The organism is Ravibacter arvi (genome assembly GCF_039540405.1).
GTDB lineage: Bacteria > Bacteroidota > Bacteroidia > Cytophagales > Spirosomataceae > Ravibacter > Ravibacter arvi.
In genome coordinates this window covers 127,583-143,126 of record NZ_BAABEY010000033.1, presented here as the reverse complement: position 1 = coordinate 143,126, position 15,544 = coordinate 127,583, and the positions used below count along the sequence as shown (strand labels likewise).

The 15,544-nt window shown below is 46.3% G+C and carries 17 protein-coding genes and 1 pseudogene; 14 read left to right on the top strand and 4 right to left on the bottom strand.

Translation table 11 applies throughout. The features are described 5' to 3' along the window. Positions 1-24 precede the first annotated feature (24 nt). A pseudogene (locus ABD852_RS19255) lies at positions 25-837 on the top strand (relaxase/mobilization nuclease domain-containing protein); the annotation flags it as partial. Between the two features lie 12 nt (positions 838-849). Continuing rightward, positions 850-999 (top strand): hypothetical protein, encoded by a 150-nt coding sequence (locus ABD852_RS19250; protein ID WP_345031881.1) that lies wholly within the window; start codon positions 850-852, stop codon positions 997-999. Between the two features lie 101 nt (positions 1,000-1,100). Here the strand turns inward: ABD852_RS19250 and ABD852_RS19245 are convergent, their stop codons facing one another. Genes ABD852_RS19245 through ABD852_RS19230 form a run of 4 tightly spaced genes read right to left on the bottom strand, consistent with a single transcriptional unit; the run spans position 1,101 to position 2,423 of the window. Next, positions 1,101-1,415, bottom strand: a complete 315-nt coding sequence (locus ABD852_RS19245; protein WP_345031997.1) for an ATP-binding protein — start codon at positions 1,413-1,415, stop codon at positions 1,101-1,103. Further along, the gene (locus ABD852_RS19240; protein WP_345031879.1) at positions 1,400-1,606 is read right to left on the bottom strand and encodes an ATP-binding protein; all 207 of its coding nucleotides are present in this window, start codon (positions 1,604-1,606) and stop codon (positions 1,400-1,402) included. Before ABD852_RS19240 ends, ABD852_RS19245 begins: the two co-directional genes overlap by 16 nt. After that, positions 1,545-1,856 carry an ATP-binding protein gene (locus tag ABD852_RS19235; protein WP_345031877.1) on the bottom strand — a complete coding sequence of 104 codons (312 nt, stop codon included), beginning with the start codon at positions 1,854-1,856 and terminating at the stop codon, positions 1,545-1,547. The genes ABD852_RS19240 and ABD852_RS19235 overlap by 62 nt, the downstream gene beginning before the upstream one ends. 27 nt (positions 1,857-1,883) lie before the next feature. Further along, positions 1,884-2,423, bottom strand: a complete 540-nt coding sequence (locus tag ABD852_RS19230; protein WP_345031875.1) for a hypothetical protein — start codon at positions 2,421-2,423, stop codon at positions 1,884-1,886. Positions 2,424-2,916: 493 nt separating this feature from the next. On the opposite strand from ABD852_RS19230, the gene ABD852_RS19225 reads away from it, so the two are divergent. The 12 genes from ABD852_RS19225 to acnA all read left to right on the top strand — a co-directional run bounded on the left by ABD852_RS19225 (position 2,917) and on the right by acnA (position 15,327). Continuing rightward, the gene (locus ABD852_RS19225; protein ID WP_345031874.1) at positions 2,917-3,828 is read left to right on the top strand and encodes a fatty acid desaturase family protein; all 912 of its coding nucleotides are present in this window, start codon (positions 2,917-2,919) and stop codon (positions 3,826-3,828) included. A 39-nt stretch (positions 3,829-3,867) separates the two neighbouring features. Then, positions 3,868-4,761, top strand: a complete 894-nt coding sequence (locus ABD852_RS19220) for a lysophospholipid acyltransferase family protein (protein ID WP_345031872.1) — start codon at positions 3,868-3,870, stop codon at positions 4,759-4,761. A 166-nt stretch (positions 4,762-4,927) separates the two neighbouring features. Then, entirely contained in the window at positions 4,928-5,767 is an 840-nt protein-coding gene (locus ABD852_RS19215; RefSeq protein ID WP_345031996.1) for a sigma-70 family RNA polymerase sigma factor, read from the top strand. Between the two features lie 573 nt (positions 5,768-6,340). Beyond that, positions 6,341-6,532, top strand: a complete 192-nt coding sequence (locus ABD852_RS19210) for a cold-shock protein (protein WP_345031870.1) — start codon at positions 6,341-6,343, stop codon at positions 6,530-6,532. 170 nt (positions 6,533-6,702) lie between these two features. Then, entirely contained in the window at positions 6,703-6,921 is a 219-nt protein-coding gene (locus ABD852_RS19205; protein ID WP_345031868.1) for a hypothetical protein, read from the top strand. A 74-nt stretch (positions 6,922-6,995) separates the two neighbouring features. Beyond that, the gene (locus ABD852_RS19200; protein ID WP_345031866.1) at positions 6,996-7,874 is read left to right on the top strand and encodes a 3-oxoacyl-ACP synthase III family protein; all 879 of its coding nucleotides are present in this window, start codon (positions 6,996-6,998) and stop codon (positions 7,872-7,874) included. Between the two features lie 27 nt (positions 7,875-7,901). Then, on the top strand, positions 7,902-8,078 hold the full coding sequence (locus tag ABD852_RS19195; RefSeq protein WP_345031864.1) for a hypothetical protein: 177 nt from the start codon (positions 7,902-7,904) through the stop codon (positions 8,076-8,078). A gap of 639 nt (positions 8,079-8,717) precedes the next feature. Continuing rightward, entirely contained in the window at positions 8,718-10,958 is a 2,241-nt protein-coding gene (locus tag ABD852_RS19190) for a glycosyltransferase family 4 protein (protein WP_345031862.1), read from the top strand. Beyond that, positions 10,955-11,152, top strand: coding sequence for a hypothetical protein (locus ABD852_RS19185; protein ID WP_345031861.1), 198 nt, complete (start codon positions 10,955-10,957; stop codon positions 11,150-11,152). The genes ABD852_RS19190 and ABD852_RS19185 overlap by 4 nt, the downstream gene beginning before the upstream one ends. Positions 11,153-11,191: 39 nt before the next feature. After that, the gene (locus tag ABD852_RS19180) at positions 11,192-11,491 is read left to right on the top strand and encodes a glycosyltransferase family protein (RefSeq protein ID WP_345031859.1); all 300 of its coding nucleotides are present in this window, start codon (positions 11,192-11,194) and stop codon (positions 11,489-11,491) included. Positions 11,492-11,536: 45 nt separating this feature from the next. Then, positions 11,537-11,965, top strand: a complete 429-nt coding sequence (locus ABD852_RS19175) for a glycosyltransferase (protein ID WP_345031995.1) — start codon at positions 11,537-11,539, stop codon at positions 11,963-11,965. A gap of 578 nt (positions 11,966-12,543) precedes the next feature. Continuing rightward, entirely contained in the window at positions 12,544-15,327 is a 2,784-nt protein-coding gene (gene acnA / locus ABD852_RS19170) for an aconitate hydratase AcnA (protein WP_345031857.1), read from the top strand. Positions 15,328-15,544: the final 217 nt, after the last annotated feature.

Below are 15,544 nucleotides of genomic sequence, written 5' to 3'. Positions count from 1 at the left end.
GTAGACCCGGCAGTTAAGGACGTTCAGAAACTAAGCAGGAGGGTTGAAAAGCCGGTACTGCACTTATCCCTGCGGCTGGCTCCGGGCGAAATGCTGACCAAAGAGCAGCTCATCGAAATGGGCAGGGCCTGCGCCAAGGAATTTGGCGTGGCAGATCACCAGTACATCTGCGTATTGCATAAGGACACCAAAGAGCAGCATATCCATATTGCTGCCAACCGTGTAGGATTTAACGGCAAGGTTGCCAGCGATAGCAACAGTTATAAACGCATGGCCAGCCTCTGCCGGAGTTTGGAGAAACAATATAACCTGCAAGAAGTATTAAGCCCCCGTGCTTTCCTGTCACCGAAGGATAGGTTATTACCACGTCACGACCGGCGCAAGGAGAAGTTAAGGGAAGATATCCGCCAAACATTAGAGAAAGCACGCCATTATTCCACCTTTGAAAAGCAGATGCAGACATTGGGCTATAAGGTAATCAAAGGCAGGGGGATTTCCTTCATTGACGATAAGAAAGTGAAGATCAAGGGCAGTGAAGTCGGTTTTTCGCTGGCGAAGATCAACAGGATCATAAGCATTAACCAGCAACTGGAAATAAACAAAGCCAGGCAGCAAGGACAGAGAGATAATAGCAATTCATCCGCCTTCTATACTGAAAGGAGGCTGCGCGACTATAAAAAGGTTGCTCAGGAATCGCCCGAAATGACCGAAAAGCCCCTTTCCGGTATATTATACGATTTGTTAAAACCGGAATACGAGGCGGCCTATATCCCTCCTGAACTTATTCGGGAGGCTAAGAAAAAGCGTAAAAGAAGGTATAAACAAATAAGCAGATAAAGACCCATTGTTATGAGCGCGACAGAAAAAAACGAACAGATAGAAATAGAAACACTGGGATTGGTACTGGAAGAATTCACGCAGGAACAGAAAACCACTAATCTGGCTATCAATGACCTGGTGGCAGCCGTCAACGCCCACTGCCGTCCAAAACGTTTTTAACAATCTAAAAAATCGAAGATTTAAGGCTGTCCAGCCTATTTTTAGTTAATAAAGGCCGTATTATTGGTAACTATTTTCGGGCTCCACCTTTCGCTTTCTTCTCATCGATTCCCCGCGCGGCGGCGGCCCTTCAGCTCGATCCGATGTGCGTCGTGGACAATACGATCCAGGATGGCATCTGCAATGGTTTTTTCGCCGATCACTTCGTGCCACTTGCTGATGGGTAGCTGAGATGTAATAATTAGCGATACTTTTCCGTGACGATCTTCGATGATCTCCATCAGGGTGGCCCTGCTTTGAGCGTCGAAGCGTTGGATACCGAAGTCATCAAGCACCAATAGGTGCTGCCGCTCGATCTTAGTAATTTCCTTGATATAAGAGCGGTCGGACTTGGCCATTTTCAAGCGGGCGAACAGTTTGGGAGTACTCGCGTAAAGTACACGGTAACCCTGGATACAAGCCTGATGGCCATTGCCACATAGCTTTTGCCGATTCCGGTGCTGCCGATAATCAACAGGTTCTCGTTGCGGGTTATAAAAGAGCAATCAGCCGCATCGGCGGTCCGACAGGCGCATGATCTGGTTACGGTCAATGCTGCGATCGGCATGGTAATGGATGTTTTCAACAACAGCTTTATAACGGAAGCGGGCTTGATAGGTTTGCCGCTCTACACGGCGGTTATTGCGGTCATCCCACCGCGCGGCGGACCGTTCTGCATCTACCAGATGGCCAAGCAGCTCATCAGCTGTATAATCTTCGATTTTGCCGCTTTTCAGGTTGGTTTTAAAGGCATGGAACATCCCATAAAACCGGGTCGCCGGAGCGATTAAGCTTGCACAGCTTTTCCAATGTATCATTATTCATTGCGTTAATTATTTAAGTGGTTACTGATAGTATTCTTCTCCCCTAATGTTATCGTGGCTGGGCATGGGCAGCTCGTCGGCAAACAGGCTGTCTTCATACTGGTCCATGTTCTTTCCCAGGATCATCCGCTCGGCCGCCCGGTGAATGATTTTGTAGCTGTATATGCCATAACTTAAAGCACGGTGGCAGGCGCAGATCAGTCGTTGCTCTCCAGCCTTCTTTGCAAAGGACAGAATGCCGATGCAGAAGTGGTAGGCTTGCTCTGGATGTTGATTACGGTCCAGTATTTTAAGGATATAGAGCCTAACGTCATTGTGGATTGAGGACGCCCATTCGATAAACTTGTCCGGGGTCCATTCCGTCAAAAAGCGGTGTGTACTGGCAAGGTACTCCTTATCGGTAGGATAATTGTAAGGACTTTTGACACGCTTATGAAGGGCTATGTGCTCATAGCGGTAGTAAATCTCGACCAAGGCACCGGAGAATAGTAATTTGACTTTCTTGCCGATGAACCGGTAGGGGACCCTGTACGGGGACGCCCGGCGATAGTGTTTGTCCATACTTAGATTGACACGCCCGTTTTTCATCACTGTAGCATCCGATTGCCGCGGCTAATTTTTCCTTCAGTTCAGGGGCGGACGATACCTGCGGTAGCAGCCCGTCAATAGTTGTCCTCAGTTTCAAGTGTACTTTGTCTTTTACTTCCAGTTCGTTCCTGTTTTCCTAAATCCTTTTTCATAATTGAAATAAAATCCGCACCCCTACGTTTTACTTTTGAAGAATGCTTAACGCCGCGATCTATTAATTTGTTTTTGTTTGGTCTCTCATTTTTCGATTCATCTAAATCAAAAATAAATGTGCCAGCAAGAAAAAGTTCGGTTCTGCCCGGAAACAAAAAGTCATTTCTATCCGACGTTAAAAAAACGCGTCGACACCTATTTTAGGAAGAACGGGATTTCCCGGCATGGTGATCGGAGAATGGTCTTGAAAACAGTCGTTTTCCTTTCCGCGTATTTTTTTCCATTTGTTTCTCTCCTGGTTTATAAACCTTCTTTGGCTATTGCATTTCCGCTATGGCTGATCATGGGATTTGCAGTGTCGGGGATTGGGATGAATATTATGCATGACGCTAATCATGGCGCCTATGCACGGAATGCAAGCGTTAACCAATGGCTGGGCTGCACGCTCTATCTGGCAGGGGCAGGTGTGAAGAACTGGAAATTTCAGCACAACGTGCTCCATCATACCTATACCAATATCACAGGGCTGGATGAAGATATCAGGGACAGAGGTGTAGTGAAGCTATCGCCTCATTTAACTCCGGGACATCTCCATCGCTGGCAATGGTTGTATGCTTTCTTTTTTTACAGTATACTCACTCTTTACTGGGTGACGTTAAAGGACTTTTTCCAGTACCGCGGATTTATAAAGACAGGTGTTAATCGCCAAAGCCCGGCTGAGAACAGAAAAATGCTGGCAGGTCTGCTTCTGGTGAAGCTACTCTACCTCGGGATATTTTTTGGGTTACCAGTTCTGGTATTCAATATGCCATTTTGGGAGATTCTATTGGGTTTCCTGGTCATGCATTTTACGTCTGGGCTTATTTTGACAGTTGTCTTTCAACTGGCGCATTCGGTGGAAGGGACCGCCTATCCGCTGCCCGATTCGACGGGTCAGCTCAAAAATGACTGGGCTGTCCACCAACTGGAGACGACGGTAAATTTCTCACCCAGGAACAAAATCCTTACCTGGTGCGTGGGCGGGCTTAATTTCCAGATCGAGCATCATCTCTTTCCTAAGGTATGTCATGTCCACTACCCGCAGATTTCAGCCATTGTGAGACAGACTGCGGAAGATTTTGGTTTAAAATACCTGGAAAACAAATCTTTCAAGAGAGCATTTATATCTCATATTAGAAGCTTGAAAGCATTCGGTCTTCCTTCCCTCAATGAAGCGATTGGATAATCCGGTCAGCTCAATCAAATCTAAATAAATTCTTCTTTTTTGATCTCGACTAAAGGCCTCTTCCTGCTGGAAAAGCTCCTGGTTTTTTTGGCAGGGAGCTTCTCAAATATGATCTGCTTCCTTCTGAGGTATGTGATACGGTACCGCATCAACATCATTACGCGCAATATGGAAAAAGCGTTTCCTGAAAAGGATGATAGCGAAATAAACAGACTGGTGGCCGGTTATTACCGCCATGTGGGCGATTTATGCATCGAGCCGCTTTTATTTTATATAGCACCATCCTCCATAAGAAAAAATCTTATGGATTTCGAAGGGATGGGTCTGTTACGCCAGCTCCATTCAGAAGGAAAGAATATAGTGTTGCTTGCTTCCCACTACGGAAACTGGGAATACCTGATTGACTTGCCTGTCTATACAAATTATGATGTTTCCACTGGCTACTCTCCGGTAAAACACAAATCACTGGATGAGTTTTTGCATCGCCTTAGGTCCCGTTCCGGAGTGAATCTGATCCCCAAGCACCTTTTTTACCGCCGCTCGCTTGAATTATTAAGAAAGAAAGACGCGCCGACGATGGTAGTAGTTATTGCAGATCAGCGACCGGCGGCCAACAGCAGAAAGTATCATGTCCCTTTTTTCGGCATGGATACAGATGTCCAGCTTGGGGCTGAGCGGCTGGCTGTCAAGTCTGGTGCAGCCGTCGTTTCAATCGAGTCAGTCAAGACAGGACGTTTTAAATATAAGTATCAATTCGATCTGATCACGGAAAATGCTGCCGATAGCCCGCCGCTCGCTATTACCGGCGGTTATTTTGCCAGGCTTGAACGCGCTATCCGGAACTTACCAATAGATTGGCTTTGGTCGCACGACAGGTGGAAAAGGAGAAGTAAGAGCCTCCAGAAAACCCATTGGTTACCCATCCCCCCGTGATAATATAACCCTGTCGGCAGCCCCTGTTTACTCTTACAAGGGATAGCTCCGCAATTACAATACGGTTTAATTTAGAGTATCTATGCAGCGCACAAAGCTACTGACCGCGCGTGTAATTGTTAAGGCACGGTAATTAAGGAAAACTATGAGAATAAAATAGTTCAAAATATCAAAACAGATCACCAACCGCGAGAGTCTGGGTAAGTACTTGCAGGAAATTGGTAAAATGGAAATGGTTACACCCGACCGGGAAGCTGGTCTCGCCCGGCGCATACATCAGCGAGACCAGATTGCGCCTAAGAAGCTGACTAAGGCCAATCTGAGATTTGTTGTTCCGGTAGCAAAAAAGTATCAGAATTGCGGGATGACGTTGGGTGATCTTATCAACGAGGGAAACCTTGGATTGATAAAGGCGGCGAAAAAATTTGATCAGATGCGGGGGTTTAAGTTTATTTCCTGCGCCGTCTGGTGGATCCGGCAGTCTATCATTCAAAGCCTCACCGACCATTCGCGGATGGTGAGACTGCCTATTAATAAAGTGAATGAACTCAACAAGATCCAAAAAGCAATATCTGTACTAGAGCAGCAGTTCGAGTGTGATCCTACCGACGAGGAACTGGCAGGTATAACGGGGATTACATCTGCAATGGTTTCGCAGAACCAAAGGTATGTCGCGTGGCACAGGTCATTGGACACCCCCTCCACGGATGACTTGGGAACCACTCTGCTCGATGTATTGCCAGATCCTGGCGGCGAAACCCCCGATTTTTCGATGCTGCAGCAATCATTGGCAACAGAACTTTTGCGAATGCTTTCAAAGCTCAACTTTAGAGAAAAGGATGTAGTTGTTTACTTTTTTGGACTGGACGGACAAGAGCCACTCACATTAGAAGCTCTCTCTGAACGTCTCAGTATAACCCAGGAGCGTGTACGGCAGATTAAGGAGAAAGCGATAAGAAGATTAAGATTGCTCCAGGATAGCGAATCGTTAAAGATCTATTTATAATGGCTGATAGCGTGCCAGTGTTCATAGGACGGTATTGGATGTTCGTGTACTGAATCGCGAAAAGAAACTAGGAAACGTCAATAGTATTGACTACCTTTGATTAAATAAAATCTGGCTTCTGCCTTCGCTGCTTTTAATATCGTCTGAGGTTTTCTTCTTTCTCAGCTTTCGCCATTCTAGCCGCCCTTTCATAATAATCCATAAATAAAAGAGCCTACCGGTCTTTTGATTGGCCGAAGCGTAGCGGTGGGATTTTTCTTTGCAAGCAGAAACTCGCCACATTTATGAATCAATAGGGCAGCACCGCCGGATTCTTAATTTATTTGCCGTTGTAAATTTATGAAAGGCCGAATCTATTTAAAACAATACGCCCCTCCCCGGAGGCAACAGAGTGAACCGATATCTTCCGCAAGTATCAATCCTACTTTCTTTCATAGGTCTGCTCAAGCCGGAAGTTTCAGTTACCTCTAATCTTTATTACCGTATTTAAGCATCCTTATCAAAGGAAATTTCATGAGTTGAAGCTAGAAAGAAAAAACAAACTAAATAATTCAATTTAAAACAAGTAAAACAATGAAAGAAGGAATTGTAAAGTTTTTCAATACCCTTAAAGGGTTTGGGTTCATAAAACCGACACAAGGTGGAGAGGATATTTTTGTTCATTCTTCGGGTCTTTTGGATGAGATACGGGAAAACGACAAAGTAGTTTACGAACTGGTTGACGGAAAAAAGGGCTTTAATGCCATAAATGTAAGAATCTCCTGAACAGATATTCACACTTGAAATTCTGAATAAAGGATTATCCAAAGCACAACCTGGTTCCGGATAATCCTGATATAGCAAAGGTATAACATGTGCTGTCGATTCAGTTTTTTTCTGATTGCCAACAGCGCCTGTGGATTGATTATTCATCTGTTTAAAATGACAAAAATACCATGAAGGTGCATTTTGATGATTTGTTCACGCTGCTTGATAACCAACTGGTAGCCAAAGTTGAGGTTACCAGTTCCGACGTGCTTTTCAGGCAGGGGGAGACTGTACCCAATGTGACTACTCTGTTCGGGGTAGCGCTTGTTTTGTTGAAGAGCCACGATTTTGAAGTGACCGGTTCGCCGGGAAACGGCTGCGAAATAAAGGCATGTTATGTGCGCTGAACAGACTTCTGAGAATCGGGCAGCAGCCCATTTGGTTTAACGTAAAATACAGTGTAAAGAAGGCCGGCGGCACTATGGAAAGGCAGCGTAATACAATCATTACCGGTAGCGGCAGCTACATTCCCACCCGGAGAATATTGAATGAGGACTTTATTCATCATGTTTTCTATGAGCAGAATGGGACGAGGCTGGCCAGGCCTGCTGCCGAGACAATAGAGAAGTTTGAGAAAATTACCGGTATCAGAGAGCGCAGGTATGCAGCAGAAGGACTTACGGCTTCGGATATGGGATTTTTTGCGGCGAATGAGGCGTTGATTTCGTCCATGACCGAGCCGGAAAGCCTTGATTACATCATATTTGCGCATAATTTTGGGGACGTACAGGCCCCAAACCGGAAGGGCGAATTTATTCCCGCGTTGTCTTCCCGGGTCAAGCAAAGCCTGAATATCAGAAATGTTTCCTCAGTAGCCCTGGACCTCCCTTTTGGCTGTGCAGGATGGTTGCAGGGTGTCATTTTTGCCGATCAGTTGATACAGCTCGGGAAAGCTAATAAGATAATGGTAATCGGTGCGGAGACCTTGTCCAGGGTGTGCGCCCCCCACGACAGAGATAGCATGATTTATGCGGATGGCGGCGGGGCCATGATACTTGAGGCGGCAGAAAGCGAGAAGCGTGCAGGGATACTGGCCAGTATCGCCAGGTCTTACAATGAAGACCTCACGTATGTTTTGAAAATGGATAAATCGTCCAATCCTGATTTTGCGGACGACGGGCTGTTTCTGAAAATGAACGGCCGTAAGCTATACGAAAACATGCTAAAAAAAATGCCGTCATTGATAGAAGAAGTGCTCAATACGGCGGGGATCGGAGTGGCTGACCTCGACAAGATACTGATCCACCAGGCAAATGAAAAGATGGACGAGGCAATTCTAAAGCAGGTTTTCAACGCATAGGGGATTCAGGGGCCGCCGAAGCAACTTGTGCCCATGACGATCTCCTGGCTGGGCAACAGTTCTGTGGCTACCTTGCCGACCCTGTTTGATTTGGTCGCGAAAGGAAATATTGAAGGTCATGAAATCACTCGCGGCACGCATATCCTTTTTGCCGCAATGGGGGCGGGGGTCAATATGAATGCGCTGGTTTATAAAGTTCCGTGAGCAGCTGTATTTTGACGCGAGGATCTGCGTTTTTCCAAAAGATCCGTCTCTTAACAAACCTGATTGTTGTTTTTTTAAACCGGGTGGATTCCCTCGCTGCTTCAGCTATACTCCGGTGTTATAGAAAATAGAAACTCCTGAAACAAACCGGTGGGTTCCTGAAATGAACCTTGAACTCCTGAAACAAACTGAAAATTTTGCTTGTTTCAGATAGGATTTAATCAGCGGATGAGTCCGACAGAAAGATTTACTATATTAGAAATGATACGATAATTCTACTTATCCTATGCATTTTAAATGTATACAAAATGACGATAAAATGCAGACTTATACGGCCGTATTTTATCTTGTTATGGTTGAACAAAAAAGAAAATTATTCTTTTTTCCATTTATCCTTCCGTTTTTCTTTTTTCTCAGCCCGTTTTTCCTTTAGGTTTTTCTGGGACTTCTTTTTGTCTTCCTTTTTTTTTATTTTTTCCTTTGACATGATAGTAGTATGTATTTTATAAAGTTAAACATATTACTGATATAAAAGCATAAGATCGTATTATTTAGTGTTAGCTTATGGAGGTAATTCAGTTACCATTAAATGCGGATAATTTAAACTAACTTGTGAGAAATATATAATGGAGATCGGGTATGAAAATTTCATTTATTGCCACCTATCCGCCACGACAGTGTGGAATAGGGACATTTACAAAGAATCTGTTTGATGCGGTAACGGGATCGCAGGGCAACAATAAAAGCCAGGGCATTGTCATTGCGGTTGACGAAAACATGCAGCACTACGATTATCCGAAAGAAGTCGTGATGTCTATCAGGCAGGAGGAACAGGCTGACTATCTGAAGGCTGCCGATTTGATTAATATCAGTGGCGTTGATATCTGCATATTGGAACATGAATTCGGGATTTTCGGCGGGCAGAACGGCATCTATATTCTGCCTTTTCTGTATCGTCTGGAAATTCCCTTCCTGGTAACCCTTCATACGGTTTTGAAGAACCCGTCTTACAATGAAAGGGCAGTGTTGAAAGAGATCTGCAAACTTGCGCATACCATTGTCGTCATGAACAAGACCGCGGTGGAGATGCTGGTGGAAGAATATGAAATACCAGCCTCCAGAATTGTCATCATCGAACATGGTGTTCCGGACATACACTTTGATCAAAAATCCTCGAAAAAGGAGTTTCGCCTGTCGTCTAAAAAGGTGTTGCTGACCTTCGGCTTTATTGGAAGAAACAAAGGCATCGAAACCGTTTTGATGGCGCTTCCCGAAGTGACGAAAAGATACCCTGAGCTGGTGTACATTGTACTCGGAAAAACACACCCCAACGTGATCAGGCATTCGGGTGAAGAATACCGGGTTTACCTTGCCAGCCTGGTGCAGAAGCTCAAAATTGAAAAGTATGTCATATTCCTGAATGAATTCATAAGCGAGTCGGAGCTTTTTAAGTACCTGTCCGCCGCGGATATCTACCTCACGCCCTACACCGGCGAGGCACAGATCTCGAGCGGAACGTTATCCTATGCCATCGGCGCAGGAACAGCTGTGATTTCCACGCCCTACTGGCACGCCAAGGAGCTGCTGGCAAATGACCGGGGGCGGCTCTTCCCATTCCAGGATGTATCCGCCCTGCGTGATATTTTATTGGATTTGCTTGATAATCCGGAAGAAATGGAGAAGCTCAGACATAACGCTTTTGCCTACGGGCGGGGAATCACCTGGGCCAAAACAGGTGAAAAGTATGCAGCGCTTTCAGCAGGTATAGTCGCCGATCAACCTGATTTGAAAGAACGGAAGGAACAGGTTCTCAATCCGCTTATCCTCCCGCCCTTCCAGCTGGATCACGTATTGAGGCTGACCGACGACACCGGCATCATTCAGCACGCCAAATACGGCATACCCAATCTGAAAGAAGGGTATTGCCTGGACGACAATGCGAGAGCATTGCTTATGGTCCTGATGGCTTATAAAAGAAACAAACACCCGCTTGCCCTCCAGCTGTCCCCCACCTATCTGAGCTACATCAACTACATGCAAAGGGAAGACGGGGCGTTCAGGAATTTCCTGAGTTTTAACCGAAGCTTCCTGGATGAAGTCGGTTCGGAAGATGCTTTCGGACGTGCAATCTGGTCGCTGGGATACCTGTTGGGGAATGCTCCCAACGACGCTTACTACCAGACAGGCCGGGAAATTTTCTTTGATGCGGTACCGAACTTTCACCTGCTGAGATCGATGAGAGGGATCGCCAACACGGTCATCGGGATCTGCTATTATCTGAAAAGCAACCCGATGGACGAAGAAATGATCCGGGCATTGCGCGATTTGTCGGATAAGCTCGTAGCGGAATTTGAACAGCATAAGGGACCAGACTGGGCATGGTTTGAACCGATTCTGGCATATGACAACGGACTGCTTCCACTCTCGCTTTTGCATGCCGCCGAGTTTATCAAGGACGGGCAGGTGGCAAGGACAGGCTTTGAAAGCATGGAATTTTTGGCAGGGATTACCCTCCAGAATGGATATTTGTCCATAGTAGGCAATGAAGAGTGGTACAAGCGGAACGGCGTGGCGTCCGGATTCGCTCAGCAGCCGCTGGATGCGCTTGCTATGGTACTCATGTATCACCAGGCCTTCCGGCTCACCAGGGATCAGGCATATGTTTCCAAGCTGTACACCTGTTTTATGTGGTTCCTGGGTGAAAATGACCTGAGAATCAGCCTTTATGATTTTGAAACGAAGGGTTGCTGCGACGGACTCGAAAGTTATGGCGTCAACCGGAACCAGGGGGCCGAAAGCACGCTGGCCTACCTGATCTCTTATCTTACCGTGTTGGAAGCATTCGAAGAAGTGACGAAAATGCAGGCTGAGGTTTTATGAAAGTTGCCATTTTATCATCTATCGCCTGGCGAACACCGCCCCTACAATACGGCCCACGGGAGCAGATAGCTTCTTATCAGACCGAAGGTCTTCACGAAAAAGGAGTTGATGTCACGCTTTTTGCGACGAGGGATTCTGTCACCAAAGCCAGGCTGGATGGAACAAGCGACTCGCCCTATGCCGAAGACAGATAGGATCCGAAAGCGGCCGAGTGCCTACACATCAGTCACCTGATGGAAAAAGTCGGAGAGTTTGATCTGATCCACAATCCTTTTGACTTTCTGCTCCTGACGTATTCAAGGCTTATCAAGACTCCGATAGTAACCACTATCCATGGCTTTTCCTCGCCTAAAATCCTTGCTGTATACCAAAAGTACAATGCCGGAAACTCTTATGTTTCCATAAGTAATGCGGACCGCCATGAAAGTCTGAATTATATAGCCACGGTCTACAACGGGATTGAAAGCGCGGATTTTCCGTTTGAATCGAATGTATCAGACTACCTGCTTTTTGGGCCGGATCCATCCCGATAAAGGCACCTACGAGGCGATTCAGACGCCCGTCAGGCCGGAAAGACGCTGATACTGGCCGGTCTCATTCGGAACGACGCTTACTTCAACCAAAAGGTAAAGCCACTCATCGGCGACAGATCGGTCTTTTACATGGGCAACGTTAGGCCTGGCCAGCGCAAGACGCTGCTTGGAAAAGCACTGGCCTTGCTGCATCCGACCCGGTTTGAGGAACCCTTCGGATTGAGCGTTGCAGAAGCAATGTTTTGCAGAACGCCGGTAATCGCCTTCAACAGGGGGGCTATGCAGGAGCTTATTGTTGGCGGGAAAATCGGGTTCCTGGTCAATACTGTAGAGGAAACCGTTCAGGCGGTCGGGAAGATCGGGCATCTCAGCCGGCAGGAATGCCGACAGTGGGCCCAGGCGATGTTCTCTATTGAAAAGATGGTCAATGGTTACCTTGACGTTTATGAACGTATTCTTAAGAAATTCTCCTGAACTTGCATAGAGCAAGTGAATTGAACTTCTGAAGAGTAAATATAGGAAACCCCGAAATGTGCGATATCTGCAATATGTGAGAAGGAATATGTAAGACTTTTTGATAGGGAGATCCCGAACTTTGAATTTACACGGCAAGGGGAGAAGTAAACGGGGAGTTTTCGTCTTCGCCGCATTATGAGCTTGGCAAAGTCTAAACATGTATCAAAGATGAAAACTGCAAGTGTTTTTAAATTGCTCCTGGCCGCCGTTACCGGTGTGGGTTTAGGCTTTCTGTTGGCACCAGGCAGATCTGCCAGAGTGAGAAAAGGATTGCGAGAGAAAGGACAGAGCTATCTTAAAGGGGGTACCTATGCTTGCATGCGTTCCTTAAAGAGGCTGAAATACGTATTAACCCCTCTTTTTGATAAGCACTCAGCCCCCATCACACGGCTGCCCGAAAAAGAAGGAGAGAAAGGTAGAGCACACGTAAATAGACCATAGAGACAGCATCAATCTCAGACATGCAATATGAATTATTTTCCACATTAGCAACACGCTCCGGAGTTATCAATTCCGGATGATATACCCATACCGATATGCTTAAATCAGACATTATCCTTGGTATAAAAAAAAATCTCAACACCCGAAAAGGAACTTATATCTATCATAGTCTACCGAATTTAGAGCAGCTGGGTTATGATCCTGAGAAGCTACCTTTTTGTATCCGCATACTGTTGGAGAATGTGTTAAGGAATTTCGATGGGTTTGCCATTACGCTTCAAAATATTGAAACGCTGCTCCGCTGGCATCCCGAAACCTCAGCAGATGACACACCATTCAAACCCGCTCGTGTGTTGATGCAGGATTTTACCGGAGTACCATCTGTTGTAGATCTGGCGTCATTGCGTGCAGAAATAGCCCGAAGGGGAAAGAATCCCGACCAGATCAATCCTGTCATACCCGTCGATCTGGTCGTCGACCATTCCGTTCAGGTGGATTATTTCGGGACCGGGTACTCCTATAAACGAAACATTGAGGAAGAATATAACCGGAACCAAGAACGGTACCAGTTTTTGAAATGGGCCCAACGTTCTTTCAGCAATTTCAGGGTTGTTCCACCCGGAATGGGTATTTGCCATCAGGTAAATCTCGAATATCTTTCAATGGTGGTTATTGAACGTAACGGCGAGGTGTTTCCCGATACGCTTGTTGGTACCGACAGCCATACCCCGATGGTAAATGGGATAGGTATTGTGGGGTGGGGTGTCGGCGGAATAGAAGCTGAAGCAGCAATTTTGGGTCAACCCGTTTATTTTACTACACCAAAAGTTTTTGGTCTTCGGTTGACTGGCAGACTACCGGTCGGATCAACGGCCACAGACCTGGTTCTGACTATCGCCGAGTTGCTGAGAAAATACGGAGTGACCGGCGCATTTATAGAGGTCTTTGGAGATGGACTTGACTATCTGAGTGTACCTGACAGAGCCACGATTAGCAATATGTCGCCCGAATTCGGCTGCACTATTACTTACTTCCCGGTGGATGATAAAACCCTCGAATACATGCGCTTGAGCAACAGGTCGGAAGATCAGATCCAACTAGTGGAAGATTATTGCAAAGCTAACTTAATGTGGCGTACAGGAAGCGAGAAGATTGTCTACAGCGACGTTATTAGGATCGAATTATCAAGCGTTCTTCCCTGTGTGGCAGGCCCCAAAAGGCCGCAGGACAAAATATCACTTAAGGATCTCCCTGCAGCATTTTCTGATTCGCTACATCAATCTTTCGGACGTAAATACGTCAAGCCCCAACAGCTTACCCAATGGTTTACTGAAGGAGGGAATTCATGGAGAATCGATGATCCAATACAAACTTCACCAGTGGAAACGCCGGTCGAAGAAAACGGACGGCGTGAGACGAAAAACGTTTCTCTTACCACCGGGCAAGAAAAATTCACTCTCTCTGATGGAGCCGTCGTACTTGCTGCGATTACATCTTGTACCAATACTTCCAACCCTTATGCAATGATCGGTGCGGGGTTACTCGCTCGAAAAGCCAGAGAGTACGGACTGGACGTCAAGCCCTGGGTAAAAACATCCATGGCTCCAGGATCCAGGGTAGTGACACAATATCTGAGCAAAGCGGGTCTGCTGGCTGACCTGGAAGCACTGAAATTCCATATTGTCGGCTACGGATGCACTTCCTGCATCGGAAATTCTGGACCGCTTCCTTCTTACGTGAGTAAAGTTGTCGAGGAATACGAATTAGTGGTGGCTGCAGTCTTATCGGGTAACCGTAACTTCGAAGCCAGGATCCATCCGCAGGTAAAAATGAATTTTCTGATGTCGCCGATGCTGGTGGTCGCCTATGCTATCGCTGGGAGGATAGACATAGACTTGCTCGAAGACCCCATCAGCTATGACCCTAACCATCAGCCTGTTTATTTGAAGGACATATGCCCGACTGATGACCAGATTCACGAAGTTATGCGGAATGTGTTGTCGACTAACAATTTTGCCGATAGTTATCGCACTATATTTGAAGGAAGCAAAGAATGGCAGGAGCTGGAAGTGCCGAATGCTAAATTATACGACTGGGTTCCTCAGTCAACATACCTGAAAGAATCTCCTTTTTTTAAGGATCTCCCTGACCTTCCACACCCCTTGCAAGGCATTCAAAACGCAAGGGTATTGCTGGTTTTGGGCGACAGCATAACGACAGATCATATTTCCCCCGCCGGGTCCTATAATGAATTCTCTCCCGCTGGCAAATACTTGCTGGAGAGAGGTGTTGCAAAAGCTGATTTCAACTCTTACGGGTCGCGTCGAGGTCACGACGAGGTAATGAAAAGAGGCACATTTGCTAATGTACGTCTCCGGAATAAACTGGCAACCAGAGAGGGAGGCTACACAACCCATCTGCCTACACGGATCGAAATGACGATTTATGAAGCCTCTATCGAGTACCAGCGGTTGGAAACCCCATTGATTGTTCTGGCAGGAAAGGAATACGGAAGCGGGTCTTCTAGGGACTGGGCAGCGAAGGGCACTTCCCTTCTGGGCATAAAAGCGATAATTGCTGAAAGTTACGAGCGTATTCACAGGAGCAATTTGGTCGGCATGGGGATTTTGCCGCTTCAATATAAACCCGGAGAAAATGCAGAAAGCCTGGGACTTACCGGAGAAGAGCAATTTACAATAACCGGGATAACGAAGGGTATTGAACCACTACACGAGGTAGATGTAACTGTGTCACGTAATAGCAACCGGAGCAATAGCTTCAAAGCGATTGCAAGGCTGGATTCTAAGATAGAGATTGAGTATTACCGAAACGGCGGCATTCTTCAATATGTTTTGAGACAATTTCTAACCGAATTATAAGTACAGAAAATATCATTTGTAGATCCGCTTCCCAAAAAAATGATGCTCGAGGAGTCGGACGATACTCAAGTATCGCTCTGCCGCCGATTTCTGCATCACCCCGGAAATAGTAGCAATTCAACCCAACCCTAAGGAACGGAAAGGGCAGCTTTTAAACCCGACTGGTTCATGTACTAAGGCTGACTGACGATACCTGTATTATCCGGCATACCAAATA